Source organism: Blautia pseudococcoides, from assembly GCF_001689125.2.
Taxonomy (GTDB): domain Bacteria; phylum Bacillota; class Clostridia; order Lachnospirales; family Lachnospiraceae; genus Blautia; species Blautia pseudococcoides.
On the sequence record NZ_CP015405.2, the window covers coordinates 2,335,001 to 2,354,761 of the forward strand.

At 47.9% G+C, this 19,761-nt stretch carries 20 protein-coding genes (1 of these 20 running past the window's edge); 1 reads left to right on the forward strand and 19 read right to left on the reverse strand.

What is annotated here, in order from left to right:
• From radA to A4V09_RS11195, 18 genes are all read right to left on the reverse strand, one after another.
• Positions 1–1,350 carry the 5' portion of a DNA repair protein RadA gene (gene radA / locus A4V09_RS11115; protein WP_065542403.1) on the reverse strand. Its footprint begins 27 nt before the window's first position, so 1,350 of the gene's 1,377 nt are visible here — the first part of the coding sequence; it begins with the start codon at positions 1,348–1,350; its stop codon lies off the left edge, out of view.
• Positions 1,351–1,450: 100 nt separating this feature from the next.
• A complete protein-coding gene (locus A4V09_RS11120; RefSeq protein ID WP_065542404.1) occupies positions 1,451–1,864 on the reverse strand; it encodes an endosialidase in 414 nt (137 codons plus the stop codon).
• Positions 1,865–1,987: 123 nt separating this feature from the next.
• Entirely contained in the window at positions 1,988–4,450 is a 2,463-nt protein-coding gene (locus A4V09_RS11125) for an ATP-dependent Clp protease ATP-binding subunit (RefSeq protein ID WP_065542405.1), read from the reverse strand.
• 14 nt (positions 4,451–4,464) lie between these two features.
• Entirely contained in the window at positions 4,465–4,833 is a 369-nt protein-coding gene (locus A4V09_RS11130; protein ID WP_065542406.1) for a GntR family transcriptional regulator, read from the reverse strand.
• Positions 4,834–4,970: 137 nt separating this feature from the next.
• On the reverse strand, positions 4,971–6,245 hold the full coding sequence (purD, locus tag A4V09_RS11135) for a phosphoribosylamine--glycine ligase (protein WP_065542407.1): 1,275 nt from the start codon (positions 6,243–6,245) through the stop codon (positions 4,971–4,973).
• 20 nt (positions 6,246–6,265) lie between these two features.
• On the reverse strand, positions 6,266–6,892 hold the full coding sequence (purN, locus tag A4V09_RS11140; protein ID WP_065542408.1) for a phosphoribosylglycinamide formyltransferase: 627 nt from the start codon (positions 6,890–6,892) through the stop codon (positions 6,266–6,268).
• 122 nt (positions 6,893–7,014) lie between these two features.
• A complete protein-coding gene (gene purM / locus A4V09_RS11145; protein WP_065542409.1) occupies positions 7,015–8,040 on the reverse strand; it encodes a phosphoribosylformylglycinamidine cyclo-ligase in 1,026 nt (341 codons plus the stop codon).
• 134 nt (positions 8,041–8,174) lie between these two features.
• Positions 8,175–8,675 carry a 5-(carboxyamino)imidazole ribonucleotide mutase gene (gene purE / locus A4V09_RS11150; RefSeq protein ID WP_065542410.1) on the reverse strand — a complete coding sequence of 167 codons (501 nt, stop codon included), beginning with the start codon at positions 8,673–8,675 and terminating at the stop codon, positions 8,175–8,177.
• Between the two features lie 258 nt (positions 8,676–8,933).
• Positions 8,934–10,988, reverse strand: coding sequence for an aminopeptidase (locus A4V09_RS11155; protein WP_065542411.1), 2,055 nt, complete (start codon positions 10,986–10,988; stop codon positions 8,934–8,936).
• On the reverse strand, positions 10,981–11,571 hold the full coding sequence (locus tag A4V09_RS11160; protein ID WP_065542412.1) for an HD domain-containing protein: 591 nt from the start codon (positions 11,569–11,571) through the stop codon (positions 10,981–10,983). Before A4V09_RS11160 ends, A4V09_RS11155 begins: the two co-directional genes overlap by 8 nt.
• A gap of 64 nt (positions 11,572–11,635) precedes the next feature.
• Entirely contained in the window at positions 11,636–11,956 is a 321-nt protein-coding gene (locus A4V09_RS11165; protein ID WP_065542413.1) for a DUF6142 family protein, read from the reverse strand.
• On the reverse strand, positions 11,937–12,425 hold the full coding sequence (locus A4V09_RS11170) for a VanZ family protein (RefSeq protein WP_065542414.1): 489 nt from the start codon (positions 12,423–12,425) through the stop codon (positions 11,937–11,939). The genes A4V09_RS11165 and A4V09_RS11170 overlap by 20 nt, the downstream gene beginning before the upstream one ends.
• Before the next feature lie 133 nt (positions 12,426–12,558).
• Positions 12,559–12,711, reverse strand: coding sequence for a hypothetical protein (locus A4V09_RS24915; protein WP_167388438.1), 153 nt, complete (start codon positions 12,709–12,711; stop codon positions 12,559–12,561).
• Between the two features lie 42 nt (positions 12,712–12,753).
• On the reverse strand, positions 12,754–13,431 hold the full coding sequence (gene pyrE, locus A4V09_RS11175; protein ID WP_065542415.1) for an orotate phosphoribosyltransferase: 678 nt from the start codon (positions 13,429–13,431) through the stop codon (positions 12,754–12,756).
• Positions 13,432–13,460: 29 nt separating this feature from the next.
• Positions 13,461–14,363: a dihydroorotate dehydrogenase gene (locus A4V09_RS11180; protein ID WP_171285294.1), complete on the reverse strand. Its 903-nt coding sequence runs from the start codon at positions 14,361–14,363 to the stop codon at positions 13,461–13,463.
• On the reverse strand, positions 14,363–15,139 hold the full coding sequence (locus A4V09_RS11185; protein ID WP_065542417.1) for a dihydroorotate dehydrogenase electron transfer subunit: 777 nt from the start codon (positions 15,137–15,139) through the stop codon (positions 14,363–14,365). The genes A4V09_RS11180 and A4V09_RS11185 overlap by 1 nt, the downstream gene beginning before the upstream one ends.
• Positions 15,140–15,149: 10 nt before the next feature.
• Complete coding sequence (pyrF, locus tag A4V09_RS11190) at positions 15,150–16,079, reverse strand: orotidine-5'-phosphate decarboxylase (RefSeq protein WP_065542418.1); 930 nt, start codon at positions 16,077–16,079, stop codon at positions 15,150–15,152.
• Between the two features lie 38 nt (positions 16,080–16,117).
• Positions 16,118–17,413, reverse strand: coding sequence for a dihydroorotase (locus A4V09_RS11195; protein ID WP_065542419.1), 1,296 nt, complete (start codon positions 17,411–17,413; stop codon positions 16,118–16,120).
• 337 nt (positions 17,414–17,750) lie between these two features.
• On the opposite strand from A4V09_RS11195, the gene A4V09_RS11200 reads away from it, so the two are divergent.
• The gene (locus A4V09_RS11200; RefSeq protein WP_018596689.1) at positions 17,751–17,951 is read left to right on the forward strand and encodes a cold-shock protein; all 201 of its coding nucleotides are present in this window, start codon (positions 17,751–17,753) and stop codon (positions 17,949–17,951) included.
• Between the two features lie 95 nt (positions 17,952–18,046).
• Here the strand turns inward: A4V09_RS11200 and A4V09_RS11205 are convergent, their stop codons facing one another.
• Positions 18,047–19,711, reverse strand: a complete 1,665-nt coding sequence (locus A4V09_RS11205) for a GGDEF domain-containing protein (protein WP_065542420.1) — start codon at positions 19,709–19,711, stop codon at positions 18,047–18,049.
• Positions 19,712–19,761: the final 50 nt, after the last annotated feature.

Here is a 19,761-nt window from a genome sequence, read left to right on the forward strand (position 1 = left end):
ATTACCTACTCCGATCAAGGAGATTTTGAATTTTCCCTGCAATCCTTCCAGATTTGCTTTCGGCATTATGCAGGTTGTAAATCCCATTTTCTCCGCCTCTTTCACCCTCTGCTGTGCCTGGCTGACTCCCCGCACCTCACCGGACAGACCCACTTCACCAAAAATCAAGGTATCCGGGTCCACCGTTCTGTTCCTATAGCTGGATATAATGGCAGCCACAATGCCCAAATCAATAGCCGGTTCCCCCAGCTTCATACCGCCCGCAAGGTTGACGTACGCATCGCAGTTTCCCAGTGCCAAGCCTGCACGCTTCTCCAAAACTGCCATAAGTAAATTAACCCGGTTATAATCAATACCGACAGAGGTTCTCCTCGGCAAACCGAAATTAGTCTTTGTGACCAAAGCCTGGATTTCAATCAATATCGGACGCGTCCCCTCTAAAGAACAAACCACCACAGTCCCTGACGCATCCGTAGGACGGCCGTTTAACATAACCTGAGAGGGGTTTTTCACCTCCACAAGCCCGCACTCCTGCATCTCAAATACACCGATTTCATTGGTGGAGCCAAAACGATTCTTCACACTTCTTAAGATTCTGTAGGACGCATGTCTGTCCCCCTCAAAATACAGTACCGTATCCACCATATGTTCCAGTACACGGGGGCCTGCCACACTTCCATCCTTGGTCACGTGGCCTACAATAAAGACCGATATTCCCATTCCTTTTGCAATCTTCATCAAGATACCTGTGGATTCCCGGACCTGGGAAACACTGCCCGGTGCGGAGGACACCTCCTCATGATACATGGTCTGGATAGAGTCGATAATGACCGCCTCCGGCTTTTCATTTTCTATGGTTGTGCTGATGATCTCCAGGTTCGTCTCGCAGAGAAGGCGCAGATTCTCATTGAATTCCCCGATACGCTGCGCCCGCATTTTAATCTGCTTCAGGGATTCCTCTCCTGAGATATATAGAATTTTATGACCTGCATCAGAAAGCAGTTTACATACCTGCAGAAGAAGGGTGGATTTTCCAATTCCGGGATCTCCCCCAACCAGCACCATAGAGCCCTGGACCACACCGCCGCCCAGAACCCGGTCTAATTCCTCCATACTGGTCTTGATCCGGTTATCCTCCCTGATATCTATTTGAGAGAGCATCATAGGTTTGCCTGCACGGCCGCCCGCTGCGCTTCCTGCCGCCTGTCCCGGGCTTTTTTTAGTCCCCTGGAAAACAGTCTCCTCCACAAATGAATTCCACTCCCGGCATCCGGGACACTGCCCCATCCATTTTGCAGACTCATATCCACAGTTCTGACAGAAGAAAACTGTCTTTTTCGCCTTTGCCATATGTTTGTCCTTTCCTTTGCAAAGATAAAACGGGCCGGGGCACCACACCCCGACCCGCTGCTTTAAGCTAAACCACTGCCTGATCCGGCCGCATCCTTGCTTACAGCTTCTTAATATTTACAGATACCTGCTCGGACTGCTCAAGCTCAACGCTGAAGGACAGCTTGCCGCCCAGATTCGTCTTCATCTGACCTGCATTTACTCCATCTATGGTAACCGCATATTCTGTATCTTCTTCCAGTTCTACGGTGATCTGCGCATCCTTTGGGCCTTCCACCGCAAAGCTCATGCCGTCCTCCACTACATCAAGATCCAGAACTGCAGTTCCCGGAACAGACTCATACACAAACATACCGTTGCGCTCCAGCTTTGTAATTTCATTATATGTCTTTACTTTATACATGTCTCCGTCATGCTCAAAGTCGGATAGTTTGGATTTCGCTGCCAATTCATAATTTCCAAAGCTGATCTTACCGTTTTCCTCTGTTCGTATTAACTCTTTTACTACTGACATCTCAATGTCCTCCCACTTATGTCTTTCACCGGGGCCGGAAAGACTTCCTGGCCTTCCGGTGTCTTTGGTTATATTTCTCAATGGAAACCTTATATGCATGTTACCATAATTCGTGATCTTTTTCTAGTCATTCGAGGGATTTACCACAAATTTTATTCCCTGTTTAGAAATTCCGAGGGTAACCTCATCCCCCTCCTTGATTTTCCCTTCCAGGATCTCCTCTGCCATGGCATCCTCGATTTTACTCTGAATCGCCCGTTTCAGCGGCCTTGCCCCGTATTTGGGGTCAAACCCTTCCTTGGCTATGAGTTCTTTCACGCTGTCACGCACCTTCAAGTTAATGTTCATCTGGTCTTTGCAGCGTTTGATCAGGTCCCTCATCAGGATTCCGACTATCTTCTTGATCTCCTCCTTGTTGAGGGTGTGGAAGACGATGATCTCGTCGATCCGGTTCAGGAATTCCGGCTTAAACATACGTTTTACCTCTTCCATGACCCCTTCCTTCATCCTCTTATAATCCTGTTTTTCATCTTCTACAGCCCCGAATCCCAGCTTTTTGGGAGCTATAATGGCCTGTGCACCGGCATTGGAGGTCATAATGATAATGGTCTCCTTGAAATCCACCTTTCTTCCCTGTGCATCTGTAATATGCCCGTCATCCAGAACCTGGAGCAGGATATTGAACACATCGGGATGTGCCTTCTCGATCTCATCAAAAAGAATCACACTGTAAGGGTTCCTGCGCACCTTTTCACTGAACTGGCCGCCCTCCTCATACCCCACATATCCCGGCGGTGAACCGATCAGTTTGGACACACTGTGTTTTTCCATATACTCAGACATATCCACCCGTATCATGGACTGCTCGCTGCCGAACACAGCCTCCGCCAGTGCTTTGGAAAGCTCTGTCTTGCCCACACCTGTAGGTCCTAACAGCAGGAAGGAACCAATGGGGCGTTTGGGGTCTTTGAGTCCCACACGTCCCCTCTTGACCGCTTTTGCCACTGCGGATACCGCTTCTTCCTGGCCGATGACACGCCTGTGAAGGATCTGTTCCAGGCGGGCAAGGCGTTTGGACTCTCCCTCAGCCAGTTTCTTCACAGGTATTTTTGTCCATTCGGAAACCACCTCTGCAATGTCCTCTGCCTTTACCACCAGTTTTTTGCTGCGGCACTGTTTCTCATAGCGCTCACGGGCTTTCGTAAGCTCTCCCTCAGCTTTATCCTGCTCTGCCTGAAGTTCCTTCGCCAAATCAAAATCCTGGGACTTAACAGCCTCCTCCTTGGCTGCATAAATGCTGCGGAGATGGTTCTCAGTCTGCACAATGCCTTCCGGTGTCTTATAACCCGCCAGCTGCACCTTGGATGCAGCTTCATCCAGAAGATCAATCGCCTTATCCGGCAGAAATCTGTCGTTGATGTACCGGACACCCATGGTTACGGCTGCCTCTATGGCTGACTCCTCAATCACTGCCCCGTGATGTTTTTCATAGTAAGGCGCAAGGCCTTTTAATATTTCCACTGCTTCCTCTTTGGAGGGTTCTTCTACCATGACAGGCTGGAATCTACGCTCCAGTGCCGCATCTTTTTCTATATATTTTCTGTATTCATCTATGGTTGTAGCACCGATAAGCTGGATTTCTCCCCTGGAGAGGGATGGCTTCAGGATATTGGACGCATCCAGAGCGCCCTCCGCACCGCCTGCGCCGATAATGGTGTGCAGTTCATCTATGAACAGAAGGATACCCTTGTTGTTCATGACTTCCTGTACCACTTTTTTAATCCTCTCTTCAAACTCGCCTCTGTATTTGCTGCCTGCTACCATACCGGACAAATCCAGGACCACCACACGCTTATCCAGCATATTCTCCGGTACAAGCCCCCACACGATCCTCTGTGCAAGCCCTTCCGTGATGGCCGTCTTGCCAACTCCCGGCTCACCGATCAGACAGGGATTATTCTTGCTTCTTCTGCTCAGGATCTGGATAATACGTGAGATTTCCTTCTCCCTGCCGATAACAGGGTCCAGTTTTCCATCCGCTGCCATTTTGGTAAGGTCACGGCTGTACTGGTCCAGAGTGGGGGTCTGGCTTCCTGTGGACGCTTTCATCAGATTGCCGCTCTGCAGGTCCTCCTTGGGAATCATCTTATCTTTTCCCATGGCTTTCAGCACATCCAGATAAAGCTGCTGTATGTTGATTCCCAGCGTATGGAGAAGTCTGGTTCCCACGCAGTCATATTCTTTGAGCATGGCGATCAGGATATGTTCTGTGCCTATGACACCGCCGCCTAAATTGCCTGACTCCTCTCTGGCTCTATCTAAGACCCTCTGGGCCCTGGGTGTATATCCCTGGGGATTTTCCAGCACCACATCCCCCTGTGGGGCAATCAGTTTATCAATCAGCGCCAGCAGTTTTTTTTCTTCCACACCGGCTTCTGCCAGGACCAGCCCTGCTGTTCCCGACGTTTCTTTCAGCAGCCCCACGAGCAGGTGCTCTGTGCCCACATAATTATGGCTGCTTCCCTCGGCAGTTTTCTCAGCGGCTTTCAGCGCACTTACTGCCTGCTTTGAATAACGTTCTTTCATGCAAGTCTCCTTAACTACTCATATTCTTCATAGATTTCATCTATCAGCTGATGGACCTCTGCTCTGGAAATATTCCGGCAGCTTCCTTTTGCCAAAAGAACTCTCAGTTCTTCTTTCATCTCTTCCAGGGCACGTATCTTATCCGCATCTATGGAAATAACAGCGCCTCTCCTCCTGTCGATCGTGACAAAGCCTTCCTGCTTTAAAACAGAATAGGCTTTATTTACCGTATGCATATTAATGCCTATGGTGTCAGCCAGCTGTCTCACAGAAGGAAGATTTTCACCTTCCTGAAGCTTGGAGGTGGCAATTCCCAATATGATCTGATTACACAGTTGAATATAAATTGCTTCTTCACTGTTGAAATCAATTTCTATCAACATTCTTCCACCTGCTTTCTCTTTTGGAATTTGTTATATATAGAATAGCACAAATAAGGTATTTGTTCAAGTGTGTGACAAAAAAAGGAAACGTCCGGCGTCTGCGGCGTTTCCTTTCTTTGGTATCAATCAAATCCTTTTTATGCCTCGTCGATTGCTTTGCCAATATCATTGCGCATGTATTTGTTGTCAAAGGAAATCCATTCGACTGCCTTATACGCATTGGCGCGGGCCGCTTTCAAGTCTGTTCCCTTTGCCGTCACACCCAGGACACGGCCTCCGTTTGTAACGATCCGGCCATCTTTAAAAGCAGTTCCCGCGTGGAATACATAGTAGCCGTCCTTGTCCTTGAAAGTCTCCAGACCCTTGATCTGAAATCCTTTTTCATAGGATACCGGGTATCCGTCAGAAGCCAGGACCACACAGACAGCCGCATTATCCTCAAACTGCAGGTCTATTTCATCCAGTCTGCCGTCCACACATGCCTCAAACACTTCCACAATGTCATTTTTCAGTCTCGGGATCACCACCTGCGCTTCCGGGTCGCCGAAGCGCGCGTTGTATTCCAGAACCTTCGGCCCTTTCTCTGTGAGCATAAGCCCAAAGAAAATAATTCCCTTAAACTCTCTTCCCTCTGAAGCCATGGCATCCACGGTTGCCTGATAAATGTATTTTTCACAGAAATCATCCACCTCTTTGGTGTAGAAAGGACTTGGGGAGAAAGTTCCCATACCGCCGGTATTCAGGCCCTGGTCTCCGTCTTTTGCTCGTTTATGGTCCTGTGCGGAAGTCATAGTCTTAATTGTCTTACCATCCACAAAGGAAAGCACAGAAACTTCACGGCCTGTCATAAATTCCTCCACAACCAGCGTATTGCCTGCGGAACCGAATTTCTTGTCCAGCATGATGGTTTTAACACCTTCCTCTGCCTCCTCCAAGGTACTGCAGATCAATACGCCTTTCCCAAGCGCAAGGCCATCTGCCTTCAGCACAATAGGGAACTCCGCCTTTTCGCGGAGATACGCCAAAGCTGCCTCTGCATCCTCAAAGTTCTCATAGGCTGCTGTGGGGATATTATATTTTTTCATCAGGTCTTTGGAAAATGCTTTGGAGCCTTCCAAAATGGCAGCATTTTTTCTGGGTCCGAATACACGCAGACCCTCTTTCTCAAAAACATCCACAACGCCCCCTACCAGCGGGTCATCCATACCCACAACAGTAAGGTCAATGGCATTTTCCTTTGCAAATGCAGCAAGCTTTTCAAATTCCATGGCTTTTATATCCACACACTGGGCAAACTCCGCGATTCCCGCATTCCCCGGTGCACAGTAAATCTTATCCACTTTTGGGCTCTGTGCCACTTTCCATGCAATGGCATGCTCTCTTCCGCCGCTTCCGATAATTAATACTTTCATATTGCGCCTCTTCCTTCCATTTATTCTTTCGTTTTCACAATACCGTCTTCCACTGTTATCCTGTCATTTGCGATCAGATCAATGGCTCTGGGCATGATGACCCACTCTGCTTCCTCCATAACTCTTAACTGAAGGATTTCCGGGGTATCCCCTTCTTTTACTTCCACTGCTTTCTGCAGGATGATCGGGCCGGTATCTGTGCCCTCATCCACAAAGTGTACTGTAGCTCCGGTCACTTTCGCCCCTCTTTTCAACACAGCCTCATGGACCTTGAGCCCATAATAGCCGGTTCCGCAGAAAGCAGGGATCAGCGCCGGGTGGATATTGATGATTTTATTTGGAAACGCTTTTACCATGATCTCCGGAATCACCACAAGACAACCCGCAAGCACGATCAAATCCGGGTTATAGGACTGCAGGGTTTCGAGAAGAGCCTGATTGAAAGCTGCCCTGTTTTCATAGTTTTTCGGGGATACGCAAACAGCGTCCATTCCACGGTTTTTCGCGCGTTCCAACGCATAGGCGCCGGGGTTGTTGCTGATCACCACGGAAATCTCCGCATTCGTAATTGTTTTATTGTCAATGGCGTCTATTATGGCCTGCAGGTTTGTGCCGCCGCCGGACACCAGAACTGCCAGTCTCAGCATCGTGTACCCACCTTTCTCTTTCTCAATGAGCGGAAAGCCCGCAGACTGCCTGTATATGTAGGAATCTGCGGGAACTTATTATCGTAACTATTCAGTCGGCTAAATGGTTACCTTATATCGTACTACACTAATTTAACGTCTTTGTCTCCAGATTCAATGCGGCCGATGACATACGGAGTCTCACCTGCTGCCTTCACGGCTTCCATGGTCTTCTCCACGTCTGCCTCATCCACAGCCATCACCATGCCGATTCCCATGTTGTAGGTGTTGTACATCATTTTTGCGTCGATCTCACCTTTTTTTGCCATCAGGGTGAAAATCGGGGGAATGGGGTAGCTGTCCTTCTCAATCACTGCACATACGCCGTCTTTCAGCATTCTCGGCACGTTCTCATAGAATCCGCCGCCCGTAATATGACTGCAGCCTTTGATGCGGACACCGGCTTCTTTTACGCTTCTCAATGCCTTTACATAGATCTTAGTGGGAGCGATCAATGCCTCTCCCAGAGTTTTCCCCAGCTCATCATAGTAAGTGTCCAGAGACTCTTTTGTCATATCAAACACTTTTCTGACAAGGGAAAATCCATTGCTGTGTACACCGGAGGACGCCATGCCTACAAGTACATCGCCGGCTTTTAACTCTTTGCCTGTGATCAGGTCTTTTTCGTCCACTACACCTACAGCAAATCCTGCCAGGTCGTATTCGTCCTCCGGATAGAACCCGGGCATCTCTGCTGTCTCACCGCCGATAAGCGCTGCATTTGACTGCTCACAGCCTGCTGCCACGCCTTTGACGATCTCCGCAATCTTTTCCGGATAGTTCTTGCCGCAGGCAATGTAATCCAGGAAAAACAGCGGCTCTCCGCCTGCACATGCAATATCATTCACGCACATTGCCACACAGTCGATTCCTACGGTGTCGTGCTTGTCCATGATGAAAGCCAGTTTCAACTTGGTACCCACACCGTCTGTTCCTGATACCAGAGTCGGCTTCTCCATGTTCTTGAATGCATCCATGGAAAATGCACCGGAGAATCCACCGATATTGGTGAGCACTTCCGGTCTCATGGTCTTTTTAATGTGTTCCTTCATCAACTCTACTGATCTGTAGCCTGCTTCAATATCTACACCGGCATTCTTGTAATCCATTTTCATCCTCCAAAAGTTTGTTTTCCGGTAACTATTCAGTAGGTCTACGCATTCACTGCGCTGACCGTAAGAAAATCCCTGGGAGGGGAAAGTCCCCTTTGGGGGTAAACGTCCAAACAGTTACGTTTTCTGTATTAATACTCTTTATATCCAACTTCCTGCAGTCTTGCGTCTTTTGCAACGACCTGGTCCTTCAGCTCTTCTTTGTAGTCTTTTAACTTCTGAAGAAGTGCCGGGTCCGAAGTTGCTAAAATCTTGGCTGCCAGAATACCTGCATTGGCTCCTCCGTTGATTGCAACTGTTGCAACCGGAATTCCGGACGGCATCTGTACGATGGAATACAGGGAGTCTCTTCCTCCTAATGATGTGGTGTGCATGGGGATACCGATTACCGGCATGGGAAAAATCGCTGCACACATGCCTGGAAGGTGAGCTGCCATTCCTGCACCTGCAATGATGACTTTGAAATCTTTTTCCTCCGCTGTCTTGGCGTACTCAAAGAATACGTCCGGTTCTCTGTGGGCTGAGATGATCTTCATCTCATACTCGATCCCAAACTTTTCCAACATGTCTGCTGCTTTTTTCATAACAGGCATATCAGAGTCACTTCCCATAACAATTCCAACTTTTGCCATGACCTATCTCCTTTATAATTATCTCTATCCTCATTCCAAATCCAAAAAGCAAATTCAGAATGGCTGCAACAGCTATTCTGCTGCTTCTTCTTTACAGAACAATTTTACATAGAGTTCTAAACATTGTCAACCTCATATCTCATTTTTGATGGCAGCTTATGAAGAAAAATGGCCGTTTTTCACGGAAAAAGGAAGCCGTTTTTCTTCGGCTTCCCAAAATAATATTTGCTGCAGCACTGGCTGGCGGCTGCAAATATACTATAATTCTTCCAATACCCGGTTTAGTTCCTCTGTTCCCTTCAGTACAAACCGGCTGTCTTTTATGATCGGTATCAGACTTCCGTCTTTTTTCACAGCAGTGATCTCCCCCAGCTCCTCATAGGGAATGGTGATATCTGTATGGCATCCGAAATATGCTCTGCCCGGGTCAATCCTTCTGAGGATAGACACTTCATTATCCCTGGCAATTATCTCTTTTCCGTCAGGATTGTACACCGCCGTATCTTCAGACCAGCTGTAGCAGGTATCACCCACCGCAAAATGGGGGCCCATCTTCTCCGCAATGAGGATGGGCAGGATATCTTCGATATGATATTTCTTTGCCATCACATACGCAGTGGTGTTGGTGCCTATGGCAAATTCCCCCAGGGGCAGCATATCATGGTGGAACAGGATATTTTCTTTCATATAATCCCTGTTCTCCTCCTCCGTGGAAAAATTGCTGCAAATATAATCTGATACTTTTCCATCCCGAAAAGTCATCTTCAAATCCTTGTAGTACAGGCCGTCCAGATACACGCCCGACACGTGAAGCACGCCGTTCGTGCCCCCAAGGACCGGGCTTGTGAAAACCTCACCCACAGGAATGTTCACGTCTGCCGCACAATTTTCAAAGTTTGTCTGTTTTTCCGGATTTTCCAGTTCGTGCAGACGCACAGTCATATCGGTCTGGTTAGACCCTCTGCCTTTTATCCTGACCTTACACCCTTCATCCAGGGCATTGATAAGCTTCTGCTGGATATCCTGATAAAGACCATAGTCAAGAGTGTTCAGACAAACGGTATCCCGGAATATCTCCTTAAACTGTGGGCCTATTTCACACACCGGATATGCAATTATGGTGAAACTGCGCTCTTCCCCCTTGATATAGCGGTTCACGATCTGTCCTGCCTCATTGTCATAATTTACCTGTAGTCTCTGCTGGTGCGGCGTCAGGGAGAAGGCTTCTTTCTTGCTGACAGGTGTAAAAGGCTTCTCACCGAAGGTCTCGATCACAGCCGGACCTCCGTGGGTATTGGCAAGCTCTTTCACCTGCTCATAGGCCACCTGCATGACCCGCAGCTTCCGCTGCACAAATTCCTGGTCCAAATAAAGGGCTGAGTCATCCTTGTGGTCATAATCCAGCTGCTTGTTGGGAATTGCCCCGTAATAGCCGATCCTGTGGTGCTGTTTTTTATTCACCGCATGAACCGCGCTCCGGTAGATCACAGGCTTTAACCCCATCTCTTCAAACTGGCAGACAGCTTCCTTTATCATACGCTCAAAGCCAAGCTGATAACGGATATTCACACTGTTCTTTTTGGAGATATCTTTTCTTCCGTTGATGAATCCAATTCTGTAGCCTTCTGTAAATGTGCGGGCCATGGCCTTTATTTCTTCTTCCGAAAAATCATTCAGGTATTCTGCCATGGAAATCTCGTTCTCCGTCACGTATTCCCCATACTTATATAAATACCTTATATCCGTAAGGTCACTTCCGCAGATTATGCGCACAGCAAAATCAAGAGAAGGGTCCACAGCTTCCCGGATTCTTCTCCCAACCATCTCCTCACTGTAATCACTCACATACCAGTACAGTGTATCTTTTATCTCCTGTGCCGGCACAGTGGGTTCCTCCAGCAGATTATAGATCTGTACATACAGCTCCATGAGCACCGTCATATCAAAAAGACGGTCCTCATACGCATAGGCCACGATCCCGCGCACCTCCGCTGCCAGAAAGGATAGGAGCCTGCCGTAATCTTCTGAAAGCATACGCACCGCATAGGCCGGATTTGTATAGGATGTCTCATAGGCACCGGGCAGTATACCTGCGTAAAGCTCCTCATTGTTTTTTTGCAGTTCCGAAAGGGCGGCATGTTCCAGCCACCCCTCCCTGATCTTCTCGTGAAGGGTCAGCACATAGTTCAGGTATGTAGTCATCTCTTTAAAAAAACCACAAAACCTCTCCGGCACATCCATGTCCTGCCGCATCTCCCGGATCCTTCCTTTTACCAGTTCAAAACGCTCCTCCAAAAAAGTATCTCTACTCATCTTTCAGGTTTCCTTTATCCACATTTTTGTCAAGGATCCCGTTCACATATTCCATCAGTTTTTCAGAACCCTGGGCTGTTTTCGCGTTTCTTTTCATGACCTGTGATTTTTTTATTTCATGCTCTCTCCAGGACTTGCCGTCTGTGGCATCATTGAGCATAAGGGGCTGCACGCAGTCAAGAGAGTGGGCAAATTTTGCCTCCGGAGTCTCAAATGTCTCAAACTCCTCCCACAAATCCATCATTTTTTCCGCCTGGTCTTTTGGCAGAAGCCCGAAGATGCGGTTCGCCGCCTTGACTTCACGCTCCCGTTTATCCATATGACCGGCATCGTCATAGGCATAAGTATCCCCTGCATCTATCTCTACAATATCATGGATCAGAACCATAAGCATGGTCCTGGCCACATCTATGGTCTCATTGGCATGTTCTGATAAAAGGGCTGCCATCAGCGCCAGATGCCAGGAGTGCTCCGCATCATTCTCCCTGCGGATCCCGTCTGATAAATAGGTCTGGCGGCGTACAAATTTACTCTTGTCCACCTCCAGCATAAATTCCATTTGTTTTTTCAGTCTATCTTCCATGTTATCCTCCTTATGAGATGTTACGGTCCACAGCCCTGCAAAAACGCAGTTCTGTGATCAACAACTATGAGATTCCTACCAGAAAAAGTGCGATCCAAATGACCATCAGCACACCATTGGCCACAGAGCCAACCTTGCTGTAAAGAAATGCACGATTCTGTTCGGAAAAACTTTTCAGTCCCAGAACAAACCCAAATACTGACAAACCGAGAGCCAGGATTCCAAGTGCTCCCAGATACATGCCTCCCTGTCCGTTCAGTGCAAGGGCACAGACGGCTGCTCCCAAAAACAGCAGGCCGGACACCAGCGCCAGGATAGAGGATTCCACTCCACCTCTGGTATGTCTTTTTTTCGTAAATGAATATTTATAGCGTTTCTTTGCCATGCTGTTTCCTCCTGTTTTTTCTATATATAAAATGGCTGACAGCAAAAAGAATATATCCAAATGCCGCGCCAGTTGTATTCAAAATCATATCATCCACATCAAAGCATCCCAGCTTAGTGATAAGCTGTATGGTTTCCACGCAAAGGCTCAGTGCAAAACCGGAAAAAGTGATAAAAAAGAATCCCCTTGCATTTCTGCATATGATGGGAAGGATCAGGCCAAAAGGAACAAAACCTATTACATTACCAAACAGATTAGATACCACTGCAAAAACTCCAAGCTGCTCTTTGTATATCCAAAATCTTCTAATTTCCTGAAATGGAGTCAGGTTGTAGTGGTATTCCCTCTGGGCAAACTCCACACCGCTGAACCGCTCCGCGAAAAACAGGAAATAAATAAGCGCAAGTATATAAATCAGGAACAAAACAGTTCCTGCCGCTTTAATTTTCCTTTTTGTTTTATTTTTCAATGTTCTAAACTCCTATTGCATAGTCTCTCCTATGTATGAAGAAGAGGGCCGCCTAAAACGCCCTCTTCTTTATTCTTGACAACAGAAAGTCTGTTCATCGCCCTTTCTATTGTTCTGGTGTTATTCTGTCCGGCTAGAATGTGATTTCACTTCTCTTTTTTAAAAGTCTGGTTCCGTTTATAATAAGCATAACTCCGCTAACAATACTTGTAACCATAACGACGATTCCCAGTACCAGAGAGGTAACTCCGGCACATGACATAGTCTTGTAAATCTTTTCGTTCATCCAGCACACTTCCTTCCGTCCCGACAAAATCTGATGATTGTCTTATTCTTTTACGCCATATTTCTCATAATATGCATCAATGGCCGCTTTCATCTTATCATCAATGATAACGTTTCCTTTGTATTCTTTGTTGTACAGGTGCTCCACAACCTCCTCCATAGTTACAATGGCAGTTGTTGCAAGGCCGTACTTTTCTTCTATCTCTTTGAGTGCGCTCTTCTCGCCCTGTCCCCGCTCCATGCGGTCCACAGAAACCACAAGGCCGATGGGGCTTACATCACCCTGTGCCCGGATAATGGGAAGTGTCTCAGCAATGGAGGTTCCTGCGGTTGTCACGTCCTCGATGATGACCACCTTATCGCCGTCTGTAATGGGACTTCCCAGAAGGATCCCCTTGTCCCCATGGTCCTTAACTTCCTTCCTGTTGGAACAGTAACGAATATCCTTACCGTAAAACTCACTGATCGCCATGGTCGCAGCCACTGTCAGCGGTATTCCTTTGTAGGCCGGTCCGAACAGTACATCAAAGTCAAATCCGAACTTGTCCGCAATGGCTCTGGCATAGTATTCTCCCAGCTTGCGAAGCTGTGCTCCTGTTCTATAAAATCCGGTGTTTACGAAAAACGGGGTATTCCGTCCGCTCTTTGTGACGAAGTCTCCGAATTTCAGCACCTGGCAGTCCACCATAAATTCAATAAATTCCTGTTTGTACGCTTCCATCGAATTTCCTCCTAGTTTTCTCTTCCCGTTTATTCTACCACACCTATCAGGGATTGAATATCCTCAATTTTATTTTTCTTCATATACGCTTCAATCCCCTGCACAGTCTCCACCGTTGCATATGGGTTGGTGAAGTTGGCAGTTCCTATGGACACGGCTGTGGCACCGGCCAAGATGAATTCCAGGGCATCCTCCGCATTACAGATACCGCCCATACCGATAATGGGCAGCTTCACCGCGCGGGCTACCTGATAGACCATGCGGACAGCAACTGGTTTTAAACAAGGTCCCGACATACCTCCGGTTTTGTTTGCCAGAGCGAAGGTTCTCTTATTGATATCTATCTTCATGCCTGTCAGGGTATTGATCAGGGAAAGCACATCCGCGCCGCCTGCCTGGGCTGCTCTTGCCATCTCCGTAATATCCGTAACATTCGGGCTAAGCTTCATGATGATGGGCTGTTTGGCGTATTTCTTAACTTCTCTTGTGATAGCCTCCACTGCTTTGGGATCCTGTCCGAACGCAATGCCGCCCTCTTTTACATTAGGACAGGAAATATTGATCTCCAGCATATCCACTTCTTCATCAGCCAGACGCTCCACTACTTCACAGTATTCCTCTGTGCTCTTGCCGCATACATTGACAATGATTTTTGTATCATATTTTTTCAGAAAGGGAATGTCTCTCTGGCAGAATACATCAATCCCGGGATTCTGCAGTCCAATGGCGTTTAACATTCCGCAGGAAGTCTCCGCAATACGCGGTGTGGGGTTTCCGGGCCAGGGCACACTGGCAACGCCTTTTGTCACAACAGCGCCCAGACGGCTCAGTTCTACAAACTCACTGTATTCCGCCCCGGAACCAAAAGTTCCGGATGCTGTCATAACCGGATTTTTCAGTTCCACACCGGCCAGATTTACTTTTGTATTCATCAAAGCTCTACCTCCGTGCTCAAAAATACCGGGCCATCCTTGCAGATTCGTTTATTATGCACATGGGAATGCCCGTCCACTTCCTTTGACTGACAGACACATGCCAGGCAGGCACCGATTCCACATGCCATCTTCTCTTCAAGAGAAATGTAGCATGTTATATTCTTCTCATCCGCATAAGCCTTTAGCGCCCGCAGCATGGGAGTGGGGCCGCAGGCAAGGATAACGTCCGGTTCTATTTTGTTCTCACGGATCGCATCCATGACATTTCCCTTGGTGCCCACGCTTCCATCCTCTGTAGCAATAAAAAGCCTGCCCGCTGCCTCCAGTTCTTTCTCAAGAAAGAGGTCCGCATTCCGGTAACCGGATATAATGGTAACGTCCGCCTCCGCCTCCTTTGCTGTCTGCAGCATAGGAGGCACACCGATACCCCCGCCTATCATAAGCACATGTTTACCCTTGATCTCTTCCATAGGAAAACCGTTTCCCAGAGGGCCAAGGATATCCAGGGTGTCGCCTGCACAGGCATTTGAAAACTCTTCTGTCCCCTTTCCCACGGCTCTGTATACGATCCTTAGGCTTCCCGCCTCCCTGTCTATTTCACACAGACTGATGGGGCGGGGGAGCATCCTGCTTTTGTCATTGCTGTAGATTGAGATAAACTGTCCCGGTACGGAAACTGCGGCAATCTCATCAGCCGCAAGCCACATACTGTACACACCTTCTGCCAGCTTTTCCTGTTTTAACACTGTACTTGTTATCTTTGCTTTTGCCATGGTCCTCTCCTTATTTTGCAGCCTGCAGGGCGCCGTCGATATCTGCGATCATATCTTCCACTGCCTTGCGGGAAGCATCTGCAAAGTCAGCCTCGCCCATCTTTGCATATTTTTCCTGCTTGTAGGCAGCTATAATGCCACGGGATGAATTGACGATAGCTCCCAGACCGTCTTCATTAAAGAAGTGCACCAGATCTTTTCCCTGTCCGCCCTGCGCACCGTATCCCGGTACCAGAATATAGGCTTTCGGCATAATGCGGCGGAGGATTTTTCCCATCTCCGGATAAGTGGCACCTACCACAGCGCCGATATAGCTGTAGGTGTCACCCATGCATTCCTGTCCCCACTCTGCCACTTTCTGGCCGACCAGTTCGTAGAGAGGCCTTCCGTTTACAAGCTGATCCTGGAACTCACCGCTGGAAGGATTGGAGGTCTTCACCAGAATGAAAAGGCCCTTTTTCTCTTTCTTACACACATCAATGAATGGGTTCACCCCATCGGAACCCAGATAAGGATTCACTGTCACAAAATCTTCGTCAAACCCGGCATATTCCTTGCTGCCCACCTGTACTTTGCCGATATGTCCGGCAGCGTAAGCCGCAGAAGTGGAACCGATATCACCGCGTTTGATATCTCCGATGACCACCAGGTCTTTTTCCTTACAGTAATCCACTGTCTTTTTGAAAGCCATAAGGCCCGGAATGCCAAACTGTTCATACATGGCGATCTGTGGTTTTACTGCAGGGATCAGATCATAAGTGGCATCCACAATTTCCTTGTTGAACTGCCAGATCGCTTCGGCTGCACCTTCCAGCGTCTCACCGCACGCTTTGAATGCTGCCTCCTGGATGTGTTTAGGAATATAATTAAGCATAGGATCCAGACCCACCACAATAGGTGCGTGGGTCTTTCTGATTTTCTCTGTAAGTTTATTTATCATGGTTTTTCCTCCGTATTTCTCTTATGGATAATTCTTTGTCATCTGGTCATACCATCCTGGATATAGGCGATCTTACCGTTACAGATCGTGGCTTTTACCAGACCTTTGACCCTGCGTCCGTGGAATGGGGTGTTCTTTCCTTTTGACAGAAATGTCATAGAGTCTATGACATATTCCGCATCCGGGTCGATGATGGTCACATCCGCCGCTTTTCCCTCTTCCAGGGAACCTCTGTCCAGACCAATGATCTTGGCCGGGTTGTAGCTCATTTTCTCAGCCATCTGCATAGGGGTCAGGATCCCTTTGTCCACCAGTTCTGTGATCGTAAGGGCAACGGATGTCTCCAGCCCTACAATACCAAACGGTGCTCTGGTGATAGGCATGGTTTTCTCCTCGCGGCTGTGGGGCGCATGGTCTGTGCTGATCACGTCCATGATATCATTCTTCAGACCGCAGATCAGTGCATCCCTGTCCTCTTTGGTGCGCAGGGGCGGGTTCATTTTATAGTTGGCATCATTGGGGTCCACATCGTCAGAGGTCAGTGTAAAATGGTGCGGGCAGACCTCACCTGTCACTTTGATCCCCTCTTTTTTTGCAAGTTCTACCATGCGGACGCTCTCCTTGGTGGAGCAGTGGCACAGATGGAGCTTTGCCCCTGTCTCTTTTGCCAGAATGATATCTCTTGCCGCAATGATGTCCTCCACCGCATTGCTGATTCCCGGCAGTCCCATCTTTCTGGAATGCTCGTCCTCATTGACGCAGCCTTTCCCCACAATATTCCGGTCCTCACAGTGGGCAAACACCGGGACATCGTATTTCGCTGCGATCCCCATTGCGTTCTTATATAATCTGGCATTCATAACGGACTTGCCGTCCTCGCTGATGGCAGGCACTCCCTGCTCGATCATCTCCTCAATATCCGCCAGTTCTTCACCGGCCTGGCCTTTTGTTATGGCACCGATCTGCATCACATGGATGGGTGACAATTCCTTCGCTTTATTCTGCACATATTTCACACGGTCCGCACTGTCGATGACCGGCTTGGTGTTGGGCATGGCAAGAATGGTGGTAAATCCGCCCCTGGCCGCTGCCTTGGATCCGGATACAATATCTTCTTTATATGTCAGCCCCGGGTCACGCAGATGTACATGCAGGTCAATGAGACCGGGCATCACATAACAGCCCGAAGCATCAATGACCTTATCTGTCTTGTCCTTGGGCTTTAAGCCCTTGCCTGTCTTTTTAACCTTGCCGCCCTCTATATAGAGGTCGCTTATCTCGTCTGTTTTTGTTGCCGGATCGATGATACGTCCGTTCCTGATCAAAATATTCATAAATTCTTCCTCCGGGACTTTACATCTTTTGATTTTAATAGTAACATACACAATTTCTTTCGTCAATTATACATTTTTACTTGACTTTTTTTCGATTTGCGAATATACTGAATTTGTTAAAGGAATATTGGATATAAATAATTGAAAGTGCATTTAATAAGCTTCCGGTTATCGTGATGTTAAGCGGTTTTTAGAGATTGTATTATTTTCTTATTTATAATACCCTCTCTAAAGACCGCTTATTTTTCATAAATAATGGGAACTTTCCACGAAGCGTACTTCCTGTTTTCTTTATCCAATCCTAATTTTTATTTTTTTATTTTATGGAGGTAACACTATGAACAAGGGAACTGTAAAATGGTTTAATGCAGAAAAAGGCTACGGATTCATCACAGGTGAAGACGGACAGGATGTATTCGTACACTTCTCCGCTATCAATGGAGATGGTTTTAAATCCCTGGAAGAAGGACAGGCTGTATCTTATGATTTAACTGAAGGCGCTCGTGGAATGCAGGCAGCTAACGTAGAAAAATTATAATTTCCGGATAAACTGTACGAAAAAAGCGGCTGGACAGAAGATTCTGTCCAGCCGCTTTTTGTTGTTAAGGAAAGCTCTGCCGGCTTCCCCTATTTTTATTCCCTGCTGTTTTTTTTATTTTCATACATATTCTTATCCGCCTGCCCGATCAGCTCATGCAGCCATTGATCTGACGCTCCCGCTTTCCTGCCTGTGGCCAGTCCTGCCGCGATAGAAATTTTTACTTTATGCTCAGAATTGTATTTCTCCTGGGCATCCTTCAGATTAGCCTCCCAGGTCCGGATGCTCTGCAGATGCCCCAGCAGGACCAGGAACTCATCTCCCCCGATCCTATATATCTCCCCAAAGCCGCAGAACGCCTCCTGCAGACATTTGGCACATCCCCTGATCATCTCGTCCCCTGCTTTGTGTCCCAGGGTATCGTTCACTTTCTTCAGGCCGTTCAAATCCGCCATGACTACTGACAACTCCTGCCCCGGAGTCATGGTCTCCTGCAGCTTTTGCAGGCGTATCTCATAGGCGGAACGGTTTCCCAGCTTTGTCATAATATCCATATACGCCAGTTCCTCCAAGATCCTGTCCCCGGTCCTGTCCTCCAGGATCTCATTGACCTGCCGTATGGTCATGCAGATCAGTGCGCACATGAATCCCATAAGGCCAAGCTGATAATACATGGCATATCTGCTTCCCACTCCTGTATAAAAAGAAAGCAGAGATACGGCTGCCATAAGCATTAGAAAAAACACTCCCGCAAAAAAGATCTTGGCATACTGGGCTTTGCTGCTCCTAAGCTCCTTTGCCATGTAGAGGACCGAACAGATTATAGCTGCCCCATAGAGCACATGGGTAATTGGCAGCATATGCATCAGCTTACATACCCCGGCCAGGTACAGAAGGCTCTGCACCAGTACATTGCAGGCCAGAATTGTCCTCATCCAGTCCAGCATAGCCGACTTTCTGCCGCATACTTCACCGATGAAGGAAAGCATGGGAATCGGAATCATATAAAACGCGTAAAAGGATAAAAGACAGATAAACCGGGGCCAAGGAATGAAAAATATGGTGATTCTGGAATCCGTGAGGATCCACAGGGCTGATACCAGAATAAAGACCCAAGCATGGAACACACTGGATACCCGTACCTCCTCCCTGACTCTCAAAAGGAGCCACAAAAGGAAAAGTCCTGCACTCAGCACCAGGAGCACCAGACAAAAGATCAGCTTGGGCTGCTCCTGCATCCAGAAGTGCAAAAACAGACTCTCTCTGCTGTCCAGGTAGATCACAGGTATCTGGCCCTGCATATCCCTAAAAAAAACTTCAAACCTGATCGCTATGTCTTTTCCGGCGTCCTCCCTGTTAAGCTTTATCATGCACAGTGTATTTCCCATCATACTGCGGAACCGTCCCGTCTGCTCCTCTGTATACCGGAATCTGCTCTCACCGTCAATAAAAACCTCCACCTGCTGGTAATGGTTTAAAAATCCCAGGTACTTTTCCTGCTCCAAAAAGTCCGGTACCCTCTGGCGGAGGATAAAACTGCCTTCGCTGATGCTGATCCTGGACGGCACCCGGCATGTCTGTTCTGCACCATCCTTTGCATTATAATGCCAGCCTGTATCCCACTTATATACACTGCTGTTTTTTTCCGAAAAGTCCATAGGCCCTGCCTGCAGTGCGGTAAGAACAAGCAGCACTGCCATGAACACAGCCGTAAAAATCAAAATCCAGCGCCAGATCCCTCTGATCCCTTTTTCCCTCACCGGCAATCCCTCCATCCAAACGCCCCAAACACGGCTGCGTATCTTCCCGA

Bases quoted from the DNA above. Each gene is read 5' to 3' on its own strand.
- pyrE (WP_065542415.1), bottom strand. From the start codon at position 13,431: ATGGAAGCGTACAAACAGGAATTTATTGAATTTATGGTGGACTGCCAG.
- A4V09_RS11165 (WP_065542413.1), bottom strand. From the start codon at position 11,956: ATGGCAAAGAAACGCTATAAATATTCATTTACGAAAAAAAGACATACC.
- A4V09_RS11180 (WP_171285294.1), bottom strand. From the start codon at position 14,363: ATGAATACAAAAGTAAATCTGGCCGGTGTGGAACTGAAAAATCCGGTT.
- A4V09_RS11130 (WP_065542406.1), bottom strand. From the start codon at position 4,833: ATGTTGATAGAAATTGATTTCAACAGTGAAGAAGCAATTTATATTCAA.
- A4V09_RS11195 (WP_065542419.1), bottom strand. From the start codon at position 17,413: ATGAATATTTTGATCAGGAACGGACGTATCATCGATCCGGCAACAAAA.
- A4V09_RS11155 (WP_065542411.1), bottom strand. From the start codon at position 10,988: ATGAGTAGAGATACTTTTTTGGAGGAGCGTTTTGAACTGGTAAAAGGA.
- pyrF (WP_065542418.1), bottom strand. From the start codon at position 16,079: ATGATAAATAAACTTACAGAGAAAATCAGAAAGACCCACGCACCTATT.
- A4V09_RS11125 (WP_065542405.1), bottom strand. From the start codon at position 4,450: ATGAAAGAACGTTATTCAAAGCAGGCAGTAAGTGCGCTGAAAGCCGCT.
- A4V09_RS11160 (WP_065542412.1), bottom strand. From the start codon at position 11,571: ATGGAAGATAGACTGAAAAAACAAATGGAATTTATGCTGGAGGTGGAC.
- purE (WP_065542410.1), bottom strand. From the start codon at position 8,675: ATGGCAAAAGTTGGAATTGTTATGGGAAGTGACTCTGATATGCCTGTT.
- purM (WP_065542409.1), bottom strand. From the start codon at position 8,040: ATGGATTACAAGAATGCCGGTGTAGATATTGAAGCAGGCTACAGATCA.
- purN (WP_065542408.1), bottom strand. From the start codon at position 6,892: ATGCTGAGACTGGCAGTTCTGGTGTCCGGCGGCGGCACAAACCTGCAG.
- A4V09_RS11185 (WP_065542417.1), bottom strand. From the start codon at position 15,139: ATGGCAAAAGCAAAGATAACAAGTACAGTGTTAAAACAGGAAAAGCTG.
- purD (WP_065542407.1), bottom strand. From the start codon at position 6,245: ATGAAAGTATTAATTATCGGAAGCGGCGGAAGAGAGCATGCCATTGCA.
- A4V09_RS11120 (WP_065542404.1), bottom strand. From the start codon at position 1,864: ATGTCAGTAGTAAAAGAGTTAATACGAACAGAGGAAAACGGTAAGATC.
- A4V09_RS24915 (WP_167388438.1), bottom strand. From the start codon at position 12,711: ATGAACGAAAAGATTTACAAGACTATGTCATGTGCCGGAGTTACCTCT.
- A4V09_RS11200 (WP_018596689.1), top strand. From the start codon at position 17,751: ATGAACAAGGGAACTGTAAAATGGTTTAATGCAGAAAAAGGCTACGGA.